The sequence below is a fragment of the Chryseobacterium sp. CCNWLW53 genome (genome assembly GCF_037083525.1).
GTDB lineage: Bacteria > Bacteroidota > Bacteroidia > Flavobacteriales > Weeksellaceae > Chryseobacterium > Chryseobacterium lathyri.
The window spans coordinates 669,199-683,747 of sequence record NZ_JBAOJR010000003.1 but is presented as its reverse complement, the minus strand read 5'-3'; the positions used below and the strand labels follow the sequence as shown (position 1 = coordinate 683,747).

13 protein-coding genes are annotated in these 14,549 nt (G+C 38.3%); 5 read left to right on the top strand and 8 right to left on the bottom strand.

Translation table 11 applies throughout. From position 1 onward, the window contains the following. Positions 1-147 precede the first annotated feature (147 nt). The 4 genes from V6R96_RS12220 to V6R96_RS12205 all read right to left on the bottom strand — a co-directional run bounded on the left by V6R96_RS12220 (position 148) and on the right by V6R96_RS12205 (position 3,917). On the bottom strand, positions 148-1,716 hold the full coding sequence (locus V6R96_RS12220) for an SPFH domain-containing protein (protein WP_336378806.1): 1,569 nt from the start codon (positions 1,714-1,716) through the stop codon (positions 148-150). A 30-nt stretch (positions 1,717-1,746) separates the two neighbouring features. Next, positions 1,747-2,313, bottom strand: coding sequence for an NfeD family protein (locus V6R96_RS12215; protein WP_111956696.1), 567 nt, complete (start codon positions 2,311-2,313; stop codon positions 1,747-1,749). Positions 2,314-2,513: 200 nt separating this feature from the next. Continuing rightward, on the bottom strand, positions 2,514-2,762 hold the full coding sequence (locus tag V6R96_RS12210) for a NifU family protein (protein WP_002977212.1): 249 nt from the start codon (positions 2,760-2,762) through the stop codon (positions 2,514-2,516). A 45-nt stretch (positions 2,763-2,807) separates the two neighbouring features. Next, the gene (locus tag V6R96_RS12205) at positions 2,808-3,917 is read right to left on the bottom strand and encodes an Mrp/NBP35 family ATP-binding protein (RefSeq protein ID WP_111956694.1); all 1,110 of its coding nucleotides are present in this window, start codon (positions 3,915-3,917) and stop codon (positions 2,808-2,810) included. 156 nt (positions 3,918-4,073) lie between these two features. Between V6R96_RS12205 and V6R96_RS12200 the strand changes: the two genes are divergently transcribed. Together V6R96_RS12200 and V6R96_RS12195 are read left to right on the top strand one after the other, a co-directional pair. Continuing rightward, entirely contained in the window at positions 4,074-4,529 is a 456-nt protein-coding gene (locus tag V6R96_RS12200) for a hypothetical protein (protein ID WP_336378807.1), read from the top strand. Positions 4,530-4,745: 216 nt separating this feature from the next. Then, positions 4,746-7,547 carry a GH92 family glycosyl hydrolase gene (locus V6R96_RS12195; RefSeq protein ID WP_336378808.1) on the top strand — a complete coding sequence of 934 codons (2,802 nt, stop codon included), beginning with the start codon at positions 4,746-4,748 and terminating at the stop codon, positions 7,545-7,547. Between the two features lie 119 nt (positions 7,548-7,666). On the opposite strand, the gene V6R96_RS12190 is transcribed toward V6R96_RS12195, so the two are convergent. From V6R96_RS12190 to V6R96_RS12180, 3 genes are read right to left on the bottom strand one after another with little or no spacing between them, the layout of a single operon-like run. After that, positions 7,667-8,266 (bottom strand): hypothetical protein, encoded by a 600-nt coding sequence (locus V6R96_RS12190; protein WP_336378809.1) that lies wholly within the window; start codon positions 8,264-8,266, stop codon positions 7,667-7,669. A gap of 13 nt (positions 8,267-8,279) precedes the next feature. Further along, positions 8,280-9,002 carry a phytanoyl-CoA dioxygenase family protein gene (locus V6R96_RS12185; RefSeq protein WP_336378810.1) on the bottom strand — a complete coding sequence of 241 codons (723 nt, stop codon included), beginning with the start codon at positions 9,000-9,002 and terminating at the stop codon, positions 8,280-8,282. Between the two features lie 6 nt (positions 9,003-9,008). Beyond that, on the bottom strand, positions 9,009-10,259 hold the full coding sequence (locus V6R96_RS12180; protein WP_111956684.1) for a dicarboxylate/amino acid:cation symporter: 1,251 nt from the start codon (positions 10,257-10,259) through the stop codon (positions 9,009-9,011). Positions 10,260-10,481: 222 nt separating this feature from the next. On the opposite strand from V6R96_RS12180, the gene V6R96_RS12175 reads away from it, so the two are divergent. The 3 genes from V6R96_RS12175 (at position 10,482) to V6R96_RS12165 (ending at position 13,461) form a co-directional block, all read left to right on the top strand. Then, a complete protein-coding gene (locus tag V6R96_RS12175) occupies positions 10,482-10,970 on the top strand; it encodes a BON domain-containing protein (RefSeq protein ID WP_111956682.1) in 489 nt (162 codons plus the stop codon). Positions 10,971-10,977: 7 nt separating this feature from the next. Further along, the gene (locus V6R96_RS12170; RefSeq protein ID WP_111956680.1) at positions 10,978-11,397 is read left to right on the top strand and encodes an SH3 domain-containing protein; all 420 of its coding nucleotides are present in this window, start codon (positions 10,978-10,980) and stop codon (positions 11,395-11,397) included. Positions 11,398-11,601: 204 nt separating this feature from the next. Beyond that, positions 11,602-13,461, top strand: coding sequence for a CocE/NonD family hydrolase (locus V6R96_RS12165; protein ID WP_336378811.1), 1,860 nt, complete (start codon positions 11,602-11,604; stop codon positions 13,459-13,461). Positions 13,462-13,665: 204 nt separating this feature from the next. On the opposite strand, the gene V6R96_RS12160 is transcribed toward V6R96_RS12165, so the two are convergent. Next, a complete protein-coding gene (locus tag V6R96_RS12160) occupies positions 13,666-14,277 on the bottom strand; it encodes an alpha-ketoglutarate-dependent dioxygenase AlkB (protein ID WP_336378812.1) in 612 nt (203 codons plus the stop codon). Between the last annotated feature and the right edge of the window lie 272 nt (positions 14,278-14,549).

The window sequence follows — 14,549 nt, the reverse complement described above, 5'->3', positions numbered from 1 at the left end:
TAAATTCAGTAGTTTTGAAGCTACTAATGTCCTGAAATAATTAAAACTTAAAATCTTTGCAGATCACCACGTAAAAGTTATTTTAAAATAAAAAGCCTCGGGCGGAAAGCTTTGCTTTCCGCCCGAGGCATATCCATTATCTTAATGTTACGCTTTCGGAGTTTCAGGCCCCGGATTCATATCGTCGAAATTCTTTTTCTCTTTCTTCTCGGGAACCAGTACAATTTCTTTCTGTACCTCATCTGGCTTTCCTTTTAAATATTCGGGTAAATTAAGACCGGCCATATTAAACAGATCGTTCAGCGGCGGTACTGTTTTCATCATTCCTGAAACAAAATTAGCGGTAGAACCATTTCCGTCCTGTCCGTTTCCACTGTCCCAAACCGTAATTTTATCGATTTTAATATTCTTAACGGCTTCCACCTGGGTTTTAACCAATTCAGGAAGTTTTTCAATTAACAGTAACTGGAAGGCACTGTTGGTATCCCCCCCTGCAGCCTGTACTATTTTATCGTAACCTTCAGCCTGCTTGGTCAGGATTTCGTAAAGACCTTTTGCTTCCGCTTCCATTTTAGCAAAAATAGCATCTGCTTCCCCTTTTGCCTGTAATCTGATTTTCTCAGCTTCAGCCTGCGCATCAATAATGGCTTTCTGTTTTGCAATTTCTGCATGGACTACAATATTGGCCTGTTGCGTAGAACGTTCTCTTTCTGCTCTTGCGGCTTCCGCTTTCTGTTCTGCAAGGTAAGATTCTTCCAAAGATCTTGCGGCCTGTACTTTTTCTGCTGCAGTGGCAATTCTTAATGCTTCCGCCTCTTTTTCTCTTCTTTCAGCATCGGAGTTGGCTATGGTAATTTTAGCTTCATTCTCCCCTTTTACTGCAATAGAATTTGCTAGTGAGGTGGCAATTCTGGATTCTTTTTCCGCTTCCGCCTTACCGATAGATTCATCTTTTATGGCCGCTGCAATACTGATCTCTTTATCTTTTTGCGTGATGGCAATTTTTACATCTCTGTCTCTTTGGGTTTCTGCAATCTGAGTATCTTTTTCCCTGTCGGCAATTGCTTTTCCGGTTTCCCCGATCTTCGTTTGCTCGGCAACACTGATAATCGCTTCGTTAATAGCTTTTGCCGCTGCTTCTTTACCCAAAGCTTCAATATATCCGGACTCGTCTCTGATATCCGTTACGTTCACGTTGATCAGCTTTAAACCGATTTTCTTTAATTCTGTATCTACGTTTTTAGAAATATTGTCTAAAAATTTATCTCTGTCTGAGTTGATTTCTTCAATCGTCATCGTAGCAATCACCAAACGAAGCTGCCCGAACAGGATATCTTTGGAAAGCTCCTGGATTTGTTCCTGAGCCAGTCCCAATAATCTTTCTGCTGCATTTCCCATAGAATCCGGTTCTGTAGAAATGGCGATGGTAAATCTACATGGTACATCTACACGGATATTCTGTCTGGACAGGGCATTGGTAAGATTGGCCTCTATAGAAATGGGTTTCAGATCAAGGTAAGCAAAATCCTGAATAACGGGCCAAACAAAAGCACCACCTCCATGGATACATTTTGCTGAGGTACCGCCTGTTTTACCGTAAATAACCAAAATTTTATCCGAAGGACATCTTTTGTACCTAGAGATAAGGGCCAAAAATGTGACGAATAGTACAAGTACAATAACTAATGTTAAAATAAGACTTCCTGGTATTGCCATAAATAGTTTTTATAAAATGGTTGATAATAATTAAATTTTTGAAACGACAAGAATCTTGTCATAGATGTAAGTGACCCTCACAGAATCACCGGACGGAATATTTTCTTTTGCTTCCGTCATTGCAGGAAGTTCGTGGCTGGTTCCGTTCACAGAAATGGTGATCTTGCCTTTTCCGCTCATATCTGCAGGAATGGTAAGATAAACTTCTCCTGCCCTTCCAATCAGATTTTCCATCTTGAACGTATTGTCTTCCGTAAGTTTAAGGATCTGCATGATAAGAATAAAGAACAGAAATATAAATCCGGCTCCTACAAGCACTGCAACAAAGATCAACAGTGACTTGTTGCCTATTGAACCGTAGAATGCTACACCACTCCATCCAAATCCTAAAAGGAAATTGATCAGGTTTCTGAAAGAAAATAACTGAAAAGGACTGTCAGCATGGCTGTCGCCGCTAAAATCAGCATGAATTGTATCTCCGTGGCCGCCTCCGACAAAAGTAAGAACCGTTTGAATTAGAAAGATAAGGCTAGCTGCTATGGCTGTATACCAGAACCCCTGTTGCAGTGGTTCTAAGTTTTGCAGAAATTCAAACATAAGATGCGTTTTTAACAAATATAATTAAAAAAAATAAATAAAGCCAATAAAAATCAGTATAAAATACAGCTATAAGTGTAAATCGTGGAACGTTAAAATGCTCATCAAACATAACCCTTAAAAATAGTATCAGGAAATGGGAGCACAAAAAAAAGACAGGCTGAAAAAACCTGTCTTAAAAAAATATTTCGTGTAATTTTTTACTCTACATTGATTACTTTTTCAATTTCCGGGGCATGTTGCTTAATGGTATTTTCTACGCCCAGTTTCAGGGTTGAAAAATTCAGCGAACACCCGGAACAGTTACCCAAAAGTTTTACAAAAACCTGGTTATCCTTCACGTCAATAAGCTCGATATCGCCTCCATCCTTATTCAGGAACGGTCTGATGCTTTCCAGAGCTTCCATTACTCTCGTTACTGTATCTTCGTGTGTTATATTTGTTTCCATATTTCTTTAGTTCAATTCGGTTTTTTCAAACTTAATTGAAAATCATTATTTTTTAGCTTTCGGCGAGCATCCTGCCATAGTGGTAATCTTTACTGCTTCTGTAGGCGGAAGGTTTTTATTTCTTTCCACAAGACTTTCCACCATATTTCTTGCCGTTTCGGTGTAGATCTCTGCAATCTTAGACCCTTCCTGAAGCGCAGCCGGTCTTCCGACATCCCCCGCTTCTCTGATACTCTGGATCAATGGAATCTCTCCCAATACCGGAATCCCCAGATCTTCAGCAAGATACTGAGCTCCCTGTTGTCCAAAGATGTAATACTTGTTATCAGGAAGTTCTGCCGGCGTAAAATACGCCATATTTTCGATTAATCCAAGAACCGGAATGTTAATACTTTCCATCTGGAACATTGCGATCCCCTTTCTTACGTCTGCCAATGCTACATGCTGAGGGGTACTCACAATTACAGCACCGGTTACAGGTACTTCCTGGATGATGGATAAGTGAATATCTCCCGTTCCCGGAGGAAGGTCAATCAATAAAAAGTCAAGTTCACCCCATGCTGCATCTCTGATCATCTGGTTCAAAGCTTTGGAAGCCATAGGGCCTCTCCAAACTACAGCCTGATTGGCTCCTGAGAAATATCCTATAGACAGCATTTTCACCCCGTAATTTTCTACAGGCTTCATCATACTTTTACCGTTAACTTCTACAGAGATCGGCTTTTCACCTTCCGTATCGAACATCGTAGGAACAGACGGTCCATAGATATCGGCATCCAGTAATCCTACTTTGAAACCCATTTTAGCTAAAGTAACTGCCATATTTGCAGCCACTGTAGATTTTCCTACACCTCCTTTTCCGGAAGCAATAGCTATAATATTCTGAATTCCTGCAATCTGCTTACCTTTAATCTGGCTCTGCTGAATCTCGCTGGGCTCCGGAGAAACAATTTTTAATTTCAGATTAATATCTTCTCCAAACTCACTGGCAAAAGCCTGCTTCATAGCTGCCTCCAGCTTTTTCTTTTCGTGCATTGCCGGTGAATGGGCAGTCATGTCAATATAAACATCATTACCCATGATTTGAAAGTTATTCACCAAATCGTCTACTTCTATCTCTTTAAGGAAATCTTGAACCTTTTCTTTCGTCAACATACTAAATATAAATTGTTCACAAATTTACGTATTTTTTCGACAATTTAGAATCAATAAAATCTATAACCCGATGTGATAAATAAGATTACAAAAATTCTACCGTTATATTTATTATCCTCACTCTTACAATATAATTTATTACCATAAAAATAACCTATGAATACCAACAGTTATCCTTCTAAATATGCATCTCCCAAAGGTATTTTTGTGCCAGGAAAGACAAGATTCAAATGGTATGACCTTGCCGAAGATCCGTCTGCAGTTTCTGCTCAAGATATTATCAATGCAAAGACCTGCATCGAAAATGCTGAGGAAAATTTCCAGAATAAAGATGACCTGGGTTTTGTCATTATGCACAGATGTGGTGAGCATTATCTGTTATTGGTCTGCACATGGAGGAGCGAAAACGAACTATGGGAAAGCGTTTATTATGATGGTTCAGGAAAATTAGAAGTTTGGAACAGGAACAAAATTCATCTTCCCACGTATTGTGTTTGGGAAATGGGCATTGTATATCATGAGTCCAGAGCCTGGAAAAAATTTTTGGGGACAGACCGAACGGAAGTTGATCAGCAGAATTATTTAGATGATCTTTTTGAAGGAGAAGTTTAGGTCTTAAGATTAAAAGGTGTAAACAATCCATATAAATTCAAAAGGAATAGGCTTTAGCCCATTAACCACTATATTTTTACCGTTCATCCGGCTTTAGCCAAAACTTAATCCTGCGAAATATGCACAGGTTTTATTCCTGCTTCTCACAATTCCGGTCTTCTTTTATTACATTCCGGTCTAATGTTTTTAATATATTCGTTGATATAAAATTATGATATGAAAAAAAGCCTGGCAGTTTTCTCACTATGTATTGCCCAGATTATCTATTCCCAGAATTATTCGCAGTATGTAAATCCTTTTATAGGAACCGGAGGTCATGGCCACACCTTTCCCGGAGCCGTTGTTCCGTTCGGAATGGTTCAGCTTTCTCCGGATACAAGGATAGACGGGAGTTGGGACGGATGCAGCGGTTATCATTATTCAGATTCTGTAATCTATGGTTTTTCGCATACGCATCTCAACGGAACAGGGGTTTCGGATTACGGAGATATTATGCTGATGCCTACGATGGGAAATGCAAGCCTTAATTACAAAGATTATTCTTCAAAATTTTCGCACAAAAATGAAAAGGCTTCTGCGGGATTTTATTCCGTCAAGTTAGATAAAAACAATATTGATGTTCGCCTGACCACCACCAAAAGGGTTGGTTACCATGAATATATTTTTAATAATTCGGGGAAGGCTAATATTATTCTGGACCTCAACCACAGGGATAAACTGCTGGAAGGTGAAGTAAAGATTATTGATGACAAAACTATTGAAGTTTTCAGAAGAAGTGAAGCTTGGGCAGCCAATCAGTATATCTACGCCAGAATTGAATTTTCAAAACCAATGAAAATCTCAAAAAAAGAGGTTAACGGAAAGCAGGAAGACAAGCTTTTCACAGGAACAAAACTGGCTCTGGCATTTTCGGGAGATGTTAAAAAAGGAGAAAAGATTAGTGTAAAAGTGGCTATTTCCCCCACAGGTTATGAAGGAACGGAAAAAAATATGATGGCAGAAGGAAAATCCAATGATTTTGAAACCGTAAAAAAGCAGGCCGAAACTGATTGGAATAAGGAACTGTCAAAAATTGAAGTAAAATCTGATGATAAGGATAAACTCTCTGTCTTTTATACAGCTCTTTACCATGTTTTTACCCAACCGAATATCAATATGGATGTGGATGGAAAATACAGAGGCAGAGACAATAAGCTATATACAACAGCACGCTTTGATTATTATTCTGTATTCTCGCTTTGGGATACTTTCAGAGCTGCTCATCCGCTGATGACACTGATCGACAGAAAGAGAACAGCCGATTTCATCAATACTTTTATCAAGCAGTATGAGCAGGGCGGAAAACTTCCGGTTTGGGAACTGGCTTCCAATGAAACGGAATGCATGATTGGTTACCATTCTGTTTCTGTAATTGCAGATGCGATGGCGAAAGGCATTCAGGGATTTGATTATGAACAAGCATTCAATGCGTCTAAAAATTCTGCCATGCTGGATATTTTTGGCTTAAATGCTTATAAACAGAATAATTACATCAGTATTGATGATGAACACGAGAGTGTTTCAAAAACGGTAGAATATGCCTACGACGACTGGTGTATTGCACAAATGGCCAAGATTTTAGGCAAAAAAGAAGATTATCAGTATTTCATGAAGCGTTCCCAGAGCTGGAAAAATCTTTACAATCCGAACAACGGCTTTATGCAGCCAAGAAAGAACGGAAACTGGTATGAACCTTTTGATCCGGCGGAAGTCAACAATAATTACACAGAGGGAAATTCATGGCATTATTCCTATTCGGTACAACAGGATATTCCGGGACTGATCGCAGCTCATGGCGGAAAGGAAAAATTTGAACAGTTCATTGATGCTATTTTTGCGGCACCGGATAAAACAACGGGAAGAGAGCAGGCAGACATCACAGGATTGATGGGGCAGTATGCTCAGGGAAATGAACCAAGCCACCACATTGCTTATTTATACAACTATGTGGGGAAACCGGAAAAAACAGATGCCAAGATTAAATATATCCTTGATCATTTTTATAAAAATACGCCGGACGGGCTTATCGGAAATGAAGACTGTGGCCAGATGAGCGCCTGGTATATTTTAAGCTCACTGGGAATTTATGCTGTAACACCGGGATTGCCCGAATGGCAGACAACTACACCTTATTTTGATGAGGTTAAAATTCATCTGGAAGACGGCAGTACAAAAGTGATCAGCAAGAACACCAGCAGATCCGAACTGCAGAAATTAGGTTTTGAAAACAGCAAGCCATCAAAAGATTTTAAATATACACAGCTGACTCCAGCACCGGTTATTGCCTCCGACAGGATCTTTGACTTTTCTGCAAAAGTACAGATCACTCCACTGAACCCTGCTGATAAAGTCTATTATATGACCCTAAGCGAAAGCGATGCTAACGTAAGAAAAACCTTCATAGCCTATAAAGGACCTTTCACCATCAGCAAAACCACTCAGGTTCTTGCCTATTCGGAAAGAAATGGAGAAAAAAGCTCTGTTACTGTAGCCAATTTCAACAGAAGACCCAATTATTGGGATATTACTATCAATTCAAAAGTTAATCCACAATATACCGCCAATGGGAAACTGGCTCTGATCGATGGCATCAATGGTGATGTGAACTGGAGAAAGGGTGAATGGCACGGCTATCAGGGACAGGATTTTGAAGCAGTGATCGATTTAAAATCTCCACAACAGATTACTAAATTATCATCCACTTATCTTCAGGACAGCAGAGCCTGGATCCTGATGCCTAAAAAAGTGGAATATTATGCTTCCATGAACGGAAAAGACTTTGTCCTTCTGAAAAACATCGACCATACGATTGATGCTAGAGACGAAAAAGTACAGATTAAGGATTTCTCCGCTGAAATCCTTCCTACTGAAGCCAGGTACATCAAAGTAAAAGCGTATTACTTCGGAAAGCTTCCGGAATGGCATCAGGGAGCTGGCGGTGAGTCTTATATTTTTATTGATGAGATTTCTGTTAAATAATTAATGGTAAAGAAACTGGAAAACAGCAATCTAAGATGGCTGAATTTCAATTTTATTAATTCTATCTTTACTAATCAAAAAAATGCACTTCAATTTCGAAGTGCATTTTTTATAGGTGTCTATAAGTTTTTCTTTAGATTATACAAATCCAGGACACCGGGCGCAATTTTCAAATCAGGCCTGAACAGACTAATTCCTTTTAGGAAATGTTTTTTTAATGAGTTTCCATTAATAATTACAATATCTCCTTCTATGAATAATGCTTTCCTTACCACTTTATTTACTGCATCATCGAATACATAAAAACACAAATCCATATCAGTATCGCTCTGGTCAAGATATATAAAAATATCATATTCTCCGTTTTCAGGATTTGGCATCAGTTGACTATACTGTATTGATTTTACTAAGCCCTGATTACTATAATGATGAATTCCTGTTTTGTCAACCGTTGCCCGAATTATTTTGGTGGTTGATTTTTCTCTTATTTGTACCATCAAAAGCCATACAAATAAACCAATAACTAATATCGCTAATACAACAATTAAAATTTTTATTTCAAACTTAATGCTGTTTGAAGCTAAGGTAAACCATACCATTAAAATCATCATCAGCGGTGTCAATATGGCGAATATTGAAAAAAAAACTTTAATAGCCAAAGTCAAGCCTTTAGAAGTTTTTGAATCAATGGCCGGAAATTGATTTTCGTCTGATACCATTTTATAGCTGATTTTAATTTAATTTTTCAGACCATTTTAGTCCCTGTGGCAGCTCCATATCAGAAAATTCTATGTGGATCACTCTTCTTCTCCTGCCATCGGTAGTTCTGTTGGAACCGTGAAGCGTAAGAGGTTTCATAATCATGACCCCACCCTTCTGTACATCACAGAATCTTTCCGTTTCCTCACTCCAGTCTATCGTTTCCGGTCTGTAGATTCCTTTGGTGTGAGATCCCGGAATAACTTTCAATGCTCCGTTATATTCATTCGTATCATCCAGATGGATCCTGATGGTACATATGTTCTCAAGAAACGACAGAGGCGGCTGTACAGCAAACTGATCTTTTTTAGTGGTCCAAGGTCCGAAGCCCTCCATTTCCAGCTTTTTATCTACTGAAATTGTCAGATCCTGATGATACGCCACATACCAGTTTGAGGTTTCCGGTTTGTCAAAATAAATGCTTTTTACAGCAAAATACTTTTCTCCGAAAAGTTTTCTTACAATGGTTTTAATGGTATCGTTAAATATCAGATCTTTAACCTCCGGAATTTCTTTCAGGAACTGTCTTACAGCAAAAAGGTCATCGGATTTTCTGAAATTCTCTCTCGATTTATCAGCATTTCGAATGCTCTTTGCGATCTTTTCAATCTCATCATCAGAAAAGACCGAATTGATTACGGTAAGGCCTTTTGTAAGGAAATATTGTCTATGATTCTCTATATATTGTTTTGTCATGTGCGATTAAACTTCCTGAGGTGTATTTTCAAGCTGTCCTTCCCATTTGGAAACAGCGGAAGTGGCCAATGCATTTCCTAATACATTTGTCATACTTCTTCCCATATCACAGAAATGGTCGATCGGCAGGATCAAAGCGATACCTTCCGGCGGAATTCCGAACATGGAACATGTTGCCACGATAATCACCAAAGAAGCTCTCGGAACTCCTGCAATTCCTTTCGACGTAAGCATCAGAACTAAAAGCATTGTGATCTGCTGCCCAATTTCCATTTCAATACCATAAATCTGGGCAATGAAAATGGAGGCGAACGTCATATACATCATACTTCCGTCAAGGTTGAATGAATATCCTAAAGGCAGGATGAAAGATACAACTCTATTGTTACATCCAAATCTTTCAAGCTCTTCCACTAGTTTTGGAAATACAGCTTCTGAACTTGTTGTTGAAAAAGCAATCAGTAACGGGGCTTTTATTCTTTTAAGGAGTTCGAAAAGACGGTTTCCTAAGATCAGATAGCCTACCAATAAAAGAACAAGCCAAAGTACACCCAATGCAAAGAAAAAGTCTCTCAGGTAAATTGCATAAACTTTGAATATTTCAAACCCGTTCATGGCCACTACGGCAGCAATAGCTCCCAAAACTCCAAGTGGTGCAAACCACATGATATAGCCTACCATTTTAAGAATAGCATGGGCAATAATATCAAAAAGTTTAACTACCGGCTTTGAATATTCTTCCCCTAAATTAGCAAGGGCTACTCCAAACATAATGGAAAAGACAACAATCTGAAGCACCTCATTGGTAGCAAAAGCTTCAAATAAACTTTTAGGGATCATATGCTTTACGAAGTCTTCCAGGGAAAACCCTTTACTGCTTTTTAAAAGATCTTCTGCGGCAGCTGCATCCTGGATAGGCAGTTTGGTTACATGTCCCGGCTCCAGCCAGTTGACCAATACCAGTCCTATAAAAAGAGAAACCAAGGAAGCACTGATAAACCACAGCATGGCTTTTGTCCCTACTCTCCCGATCATTTTGATATCACTCATTTTGGCAATTCCAACGACGAGCGTAGTAAAAACCAACGGTGCAATAATCATCTGTACGAGCCTGATAAAAATGGTTCCCAACAGTTTGATGTTTTTGGAAAACGGTTCGGCACTTTCAGGATACTGTACGTGTACCAGACCTCCGATCCCTACTCCCAGGATAAGCGCAATGATAATGGCAATAAAAAGTTTATTCTGTCCTTTCATATAAATAGTTCAATTCCCACAAATATAATAGTTTTTCAATTGGTACAAGATTTTGTCTGAATTCGGTTAAGATTGGGTTAAGTTTATAATACATTAAAATTAAATCACTGATTCCGAAAATATTGTAAAAAAATTAAGAAACATTTATTAAGCTTTTATTATTTTGGTACAAATTTTATTATTACATTTGATTGTATTAACAACATTAATAAATATACAACTATGAAAAAAACTATCGCAATGGCTGCATTAGCTGTAGCTATATCTTTTGGAGCGGTGTCTTGCAAAAAGAAAATTTCAGATGCCGATCTTCAGACTCAGGCTACAACTGTGGTAACTTCTAATCCCAATGCTTCTGTAGAAGTAAAAGAAGGAGTAGCTCATTTAAGCGGAACTTTCGAAGATCAGCAGTCTAAAGATGCTATGATTGCAAAATTAAAAGCAATTAATGGTGTAAAAGAAGTGATGGATATGTCTACTGTAGCTGCTCCGGTTACAGCTGCACCAGTGGAAACAGCATCTGCTGTAGATCCGGCGGTTCAGAAAAAAGTTCAGGATGCTGTTAAAGATTTCCCATCTGTAAAAGTAGAGGTTGTAAACGGACAACTTACGCTTACAGGAAATGTTTCAGGCCCTCAGGCAAGAAAAATCAAAGAATCTGTAGATGCTTTGAAAATCGGAAAGTATAACAATAACCTAGTGGTAAAATAATTTTAAGATGAGCACATTACAAGATAAATATTCAAGTGTAGTTTCAGCAGCTCAGTCTGCAGGAATTTCTAACCTTCAGGTTCAGGAGCAGGATGGTATTCTTTATGTTACTGGAAATGCTTCCAGCACAGCAGCGAAAGATGCAGTCTGGAATGCTTTAGGAACTATTGATTCTACTTATTCGGCTTCAGATATCAATATTGATGTACAGGTAGCAGGATTAACTTCAGGAGCTTCTTTAACGGTAGCTACGGAAGATTCTAATCTGAACATCAGACAGGAGCCTTCTACTGAGGCTGCTGTAGTAGGAAAAGCTGCAAAAGGATCATCGGTAACTTTGATTGAGCAGACTTCTGATGACTGGTGGAAAGTGAAAACTGATGACGGTCAGGAAGGTTATGCTTATTCAAGATATTTAAAAGCTTAATTTTTCAAATAGTTAATCTTCAATAAATATTTACGAAACATCCCCAAATGGGGATGTTTTTTTTATAATTTCCCACAGATCCAGCAGGTGTTTATACTTTGAGAGCTTTATAGTTTTTTATTTCCTTCTATTTTCCATTGAAAGATTGTGGCTATAAGGTATATTAAAGCCATTTTATTTCTAAATTAGCGGTAAATTTTATTTATGAAGATCCATATTTCAATTTTATTTATTTTCTTTTTTATCCTTGGAATTGCACAGAGTACAGACCAGAAGGATACTTTCGTAAAAGATAATTTCACCAAAAAGGAATTCTATATCCCAATGCGTGACGGAGTAAAGCTTTTCACAGCGGTATATATTCCGAAAGATATTTCAAATAAGAACAAATATCCTTTCCTGATGCAGAGAACCTGCTACAGCATTGCTCCTTACGGAGAAAATGAATACAGAACCAAACTGGGGCCTAACCAGTTCCTGATGAAGGATAAGTATATTTTTGTCTTCCAGGATGTCCGCGGAAGATACATGAGTGAAGGTACTTTTACCAATATGACCCCTCAGGTGGACCGCAAAACCAAAAAAGATGTGGACGAAAGCACGGATACTTATGATACCATAGAATGGCTTTTAAAGAATATCAAAGACAATAATGGTAAGGCAGGACAATACGGAACTTCATATCCGGGATTTTATACTGCGGCAGGCATACTGGCACAGCACCCGGCTTTGGTAGCTTCATCTCCCCAGGCTCCTATTTCGGACTTCTGGAATGATGATTTTCTTCACAACGGCAGATTCATGCTGGGCTATTTCAGAACATTCCCTGTTTTTGGAGTTCAGAAAACAAAGCCTGAAAACAAGGCCTGGTATATGGATACTTTTGTAAAGCAAACTTCGGAAGACGGTCTGAAGTTTTACCGAGACATGGGTACTTTGAAAGATGGCTATGAAAAATATTATCAGAACAATTTCTTCATGACCGAAATCATGAACCATCCCAACTATGATGAATTCTGGCAGAAAAGAAGCCTGCTTCCCCATTTGAAAAATGTAAACCATGCCGTAATGACGGTTGGAGGGTGGTTTGATGCCGAAGACCTTTCAGGACCTCTGAATATTTACAAAACCATAGAAAAAACAAGTCCGAAAGCCAAAAATACCATTGTCATGGGACCTTTCTCTCACGGAGCATGGGCTCAGGAGCAGGGAAAACATTTCCACAACCAGATCTATTTCGGAGACAGCATTGCAACGTATTACCAAAAAAATATTGAAACTAAGTTTTTTAATCATTATTTAAAAGGAAACACGAAAGAAGATACCGGACTTCCGGAAGCCCTGATGTATGATACAGGTTCTAAAGAATGGAGAGAATTTGCCTCTTATCCCCCAAAAAATGCCCAGAAAGTTAATTTCTACCTGGCAGGCGGCACTTTAAAAAATGCAGCAGGCCAAGGGTTTTCAGAATATTACAGCGACCCGAACAATCCGGTTTTAAGTTCTGATAACCTGAAAGATTTCAATGGATTTACTCCTAAAAATTATATGTCTGAAGATCAGAGATTTGCAGTGGGAAGACCTGATGTTTTAACGTTTACAACAGATGTTTTAACGGAAGACATCAGTTTTGCGGGAGAGATTATGGCTAAACTGAATATTGCTTCCACTTCTACAGATGCAGATTTTGCAGTAAAGCTAATTGATGTTTACCCTGAAGATTTTAAACCTGCAGAGAAGAAAGACGGTGTGATTTATCCAAACTACCATCAAATGGTAAGAAGCGAGATCATGCCTGCCAGATTCAGAAATTCAAGAGAAAAGGGAGAAGCATTGGTTCCCAACCAGAAAACTGCAGTGAATTTCAGGCTGCAGGATGTGATGCATACTTTCAAAAAAGGACACAAGATCCAGATCCAGATCAGCAGCACCTGGTGGCCGCTTTTTGCAATCAACCCTCAGAAATTTATGGAGAATCCAAATTTTGCAACGAAAGACGACTATACAAAAGCCTTCATCAAGGTGTATAATGACAGCTCTATTGAAGCTGAAGTATTGAAATAGAAAGAAATGGTAGCTTCGAGAACCTCAGTCACCAGCCAAGTATAGATATATATCAGAAAACATAAAAATCCGGTCGTTTGGGAAACCTCAGCGACCGGATTTTTTTATTATGGACCGGCTGACTTCAAGAACCTCAGTCAACAGACGTTAATAATTTCTGTACAAAAAGATGGTGGCTGAGGCTCCCGAAACTATCATCTTTTTTTATTCCTCAATCGTTCTGAACGTAAGATTCACCCGTGGCGTTTTCACTTTGGTGGTCGGCGGCAGTCTGTGCAGCCAGTTTTCCTGAGTTGTTCCTTTCATGATCAGAAGGCTTCCGTTTTCAAGAAATATTTCTACTTTCTCTTTGGTTGTTTTATGCTTAAATAAAAACTTTCTTTCCGCCCCAAAAGTCAGAGAAGCAATAGCACCGTGTTTCTTAAGATCGGTTTCGCCATCGCTGTGATAAGCCATTCCCTCACTTCCGTCGTGATATAAATTAAGAAGACAGGAATTATAAGTCTCGCCTGAAACCTCTTCACATTTTTTCTTCAATTCTAACAGTTCCGGAGTCCAAAATTTCGCCAGTTTTGTCCGCTTTGAATAGGTATATTCAAAGGCTTTTTCTCCAAACCAGGCTACTTTTCTTTTTGTTAAAATTAATTTTCCGAAGATCATCGCCTCATCGTTTTCCCATGGAATCTGATTCAATAGATAATTATAGAAAAAATCTGATTTTTCCTTACTAAAAACTTTTCCATAATAATGGACGGTTCCGTCATGCGGAAGAATATTCAAAGGATATTCTGATATTTCTTCAAACAGGCTGTTCATGATTTTGATTTGTAAAAAGTATAATGGATTAGTAACTTTTAATTAATTCTTTAACCATAAAAGTCGTAATTTTTTTTAACACTTTAGTTTTTAAGCTATTATTAAAACATTGAATAAATTGCACTTAAGTTTTTGAAAAAAACTAAGATTTTTATTCTGTAATAATATTTTAAATATATGATTTACAGTATTTACATCAAAAGGAACGGACTTTAGTCCGTTTTATAAATAAAAACATCAATCTGGCTTTAGCCAAAACTTAAATCAGATTA